2 tRNA genes and 2 rRNA genes (1 of these 4 running past the window's edge) are annotated in these 3,363 nt (G+C 53.8%); all 4 read left to right on the top strand.

Annotated elements, in window-relative coordinates:
- Positions 1–211: 211 nt before the first annotated feature.
- Positions 212–1,674 (top strand): 16S ribosomal RNA (locus ACP7AU_RS17225).
- Between the two features lie 180 nt (positions 1,675–1,854).
- Positions 1,855–1,932: transfer RNA gene (locus ACP7AU_RS17220), tRNA-Ile, on the top strand.
- A gap of 70 nt (positions 1,933–2,002) precedes the next feature.
- Positions 2,003–2,078: transfer RNA gene (locus ACP7AU_RS17215), tRNA-Ala, on the top strand.
- Between the two features lie 204 nt (positions 2,079–2,282).
- Positions 2,283–3,363: ribosomal RNA gene (locus ACP7AU_RS17210) — 23S ribosomal RNA — on the top strand (it continues 1,801 nt past the right edge of the window).
- Together the 16S and 23S rRNA genes with 2 tRNA genes alongside form the textbook arrangement of a ribosomal RNA operon.

Genomic DNA, 3,363 nt, shown 5'->3' with positions numbered 1-3,363 from the left:
GATTTGGAAAGAGAAACGCAGGCGGCGGTGTCCTAGCGATGACCAGTGATGGTCATTACGATGATACTGACACTCTGCGGTCTTTTTGAAAGATACAACCATGTCGGTTGGTTCCCTCGGGGATTGATCGAAGTGGTTCTCGTCAAAAATACGTAGAACTAATGCCCACCGGCCTTTCGAGGCTGGTGATGCTTTAGTCAGATAGTCAACTCAACCTGAGAGTTTGATCCTGGCTCAGAGCGAACGCTGGCGGCAGGCCTAACACATGCAAGTCGAACGGACCCTTCGGGGTTAGTGGCGGACGGGTGAGTAACACGTGGGAACGTGCCTTTTGGTTCGGAATAGCTCCTGGAAACGGGTGGTAATGCCGAATGTGCCCTTCGGGGGAAAGATTTATCGCCATTAGAGCGGCCCGCGTCTGATTAGCTAGTTGGTGAGGTAAAGGCTCACCAAGGCTACGATCAGTAGCTGGTCTGAGAGGATGACCAGCCACATTGGGACTGAGACACGGCCCAAACTCCTACGGGAGGCAGCAGTGGGGAATCTTGCGCAATGGGCGAAAGCCTGACGCAGCCATGCCGCGTGAATGATGAAGGTCTTAGGATTGTAAAATTCTTTCACCGGGGACGATAATGACGGTACCCGGAGAAGAAGCCCCGGCTAACTTCGTGCCAGCAGCCGCGGTAATACGAAGGGGGCTAGCGTTGCTCGGAATTACTGGGCGTAAAGGGAGCGTAGGCGGACATTTAAGTCAGGGGTGAAATCCCAGAGCTCAACTCTGGAACTGCCTTTGATACTGGATGTCTTGAGTGTGAGAGAGGTATGTGGAACTCCGAGTGTAGAGGTGAAATTCGTAGATATTCGGAAGAACACCAGTGGCGAAGGCGACATACTGGCTCATTACTGACGCTGAGGCTCGAAAGCGTGGGGAGCAAACAGGATTAGATACCCTGGTAGTCCACGCCGTAAACGATGATTGCTAGTTGTCGGGGTGTTTACATCTCGGTGACGCAGCTAACGCATTAAGCAATCCGCCTGGGGAGTACGGTCGCAAGATTAAAACTCAAAGGAATTGACGGGGGCCCGCACAAGCGGTGGAGCATGTGGTTTAATTCGAAGCAACGCGCAGAACCTTACCACCTTTTGACATGCCTGGACCGCCAGAGAGATCTGGCTTTCCCTTCGGGGACTAGGACACAGGTGCTGCATGGCTGTCGTCAGCTCGTGTCGTGAGATGTTGGGTTAAGTCCCGCAACGAGCGCAACCCTCGCCATTAGTTGCCATCATTTAGTTGGGAACTCTAATGGGACTGCCGGTGCTAAGCCGGAGGAAGGTGGGGATGACGTCAAGTCCTCATGGCCCTTACAGGGTGGGCTACACACGTGCTACAATGGCGACTACAGAGGGTTAATCCTTAAAAGTCGTCTCAGTTCGGATTGTCCTCTGCAACTCGAGGGCATGAAGTTGGAATCGCTAGTAATCGCGGATCAGCATGCCGCGGTGAATACGTTCCCGGGCCTTGTACACACCGCCCGTCACACCATGGGAGTTGGTTCTACCCGAAGGCGATGCGCTAACTCGCAAGAGAGGCAGTCGACCACGGTAGGGTCAGCGACTGGGGTGAAGTCGTAACAAGGTAGCCGTAGGGGAACCTGCGGCTGGATCACCTCCTTTCTAAGGATGCGTCTCCAGTGAAGCTCTCACGAGGTTCATTATTGACGCTCCAATAAACTGCGGGATGCCGCCGTCTCCGTTTCTCTTTCCTATTTTCACGCTTCAAAGCGTCCTGGCCTGTGGCCGGGTTGCGTTGAAGTGTGCGATCGCGAGCCTGGTATCAGGCTGTCGTGCGGCCATAGGCCCGTAGCTCAGCCTGGTTAGAGCGCACGCCTGATAAGCGTGAGGTCGGCAGTTCGAGTCTGCCCGGGCCTACCAGCTCTGCTGGACTAGCAGCATGACACGCACCGACAAGCTCTCCTGGGCTTCGCACTGTTCCTGTTGGAATGGGGCCATAGCTCAGTTGGTAGAGCGCCTGCTTTGCAAGCAGGATGTCGTCGGTTCGACTCCGTCTGGCTCCACCAGGACCTCGTATGATCGTACAGAGATTGCTTCAGCCGCTTCGGCGCTGAAGCATTGATATTGTGAAGGAAGAATTGATCCGGCCTGTTCATAGGCTTTGAGGATCTGTTCGAGAGAAGACATTGTCTGACAAAAATCAGGCAGGGACCCGCCGGCATTTCTTTCCAGTCGGCTGGATCATCCCTGCATGAGTTTTGCTGAGAAACGATCAAGCGTTGAAGGGCTTCTGACGGATGCCTTGGCGTAGAGAGGCGATGAAGGACGTGGCAAGCTGCGATAAGAACCGGGGAGGCGCTAGCACCCTTTGATCCGGTTATTTCCGAATGGGGAAACCCACCTTTACAGTCTTCCAACTTTGCTTTCCTTCGGGAGGGCGAGGATTGGCGGATTGTTCAAAGGTATAATGACCTGAATACATAGGGTTCATTAAGCAAACCCGGGGAACTGAAACATCTCAGTACCCGGAGGAAAGGACATCAACCGAGACTCCCGTAGTAGTGGCGAGCGAACCGGGACCAGGCCAGTGCTCTTGTGATATAAAGCCGAACGATCTGGAAAGGTCGGCCATAGCGGGTGAAAGCCCCGTAGGCGTCAAATAGCAAGAGACTCGAGTAGGGCGGGACACGTGAAATCCTGTCTGAACATGGGGGGACCACCCTCCAAGCCTAAGTACTCCTCTACGACCGATAGTGAACAAGTACCGTGAGGGAAAGGTGAAAAGCACCCCGACAAGGGGAGTGAAACAGATCCTGAAATCGGAAGCCTACAAGCAGTCGGAGCCCCCAAGCGGGGTGACGGCGTACCTTTTGTATAATGGGTCAGCGACTTCATGTGTCGAGCAAGCTTAAGCCGTTAGGTGTAGGCGCAGCGAAAGCGAGTCTGAATAGGGCGCTAAGTTCGACGTATGACGACCCGAAACTAGGTGATCTATCCATGAGCAGGATGAAGGTAAGGTAACACTTACTGGAGGTCCGAACCCGTGAATGTTGAAAAATTCTGGGATGACTTGTGGATAGGGGTGAAAGGCCAATCAAACCTAGACATAGCTGGTTCTCCGCGAAATCTATTTAGGTAGAGCGTCCGACGAATTCCTCAGGGGGTAGAGCACTGGATGGTTGCGGGCTGCGCGAGTGGTACCAATACTAACCAAACTCCGAATACCTGAGAGAACTATCGGGCAGACACACGGCGGGTGCTAACGTCCGTCGTGAAAAGGGAAACAACCCTAACCATCATCTAAGGCCCCCAAGTCATGGCTAAGTGGGAAACGATGTGGGATTGCTTCTG

Source organism: Brevundimonas sp. SL161 (assembly GCF_049896985.1).
Classification (GTDB): Bacteria; Pseudomonadota; Alphaproteobacteria; order Caulobacterales; family Caulobacteraceae; genus Brevundimonas.
Note: the sequence above shows the minus strand (reverse complement) of the source record. Positions and strands in the feature narration are given on the sequence as shown.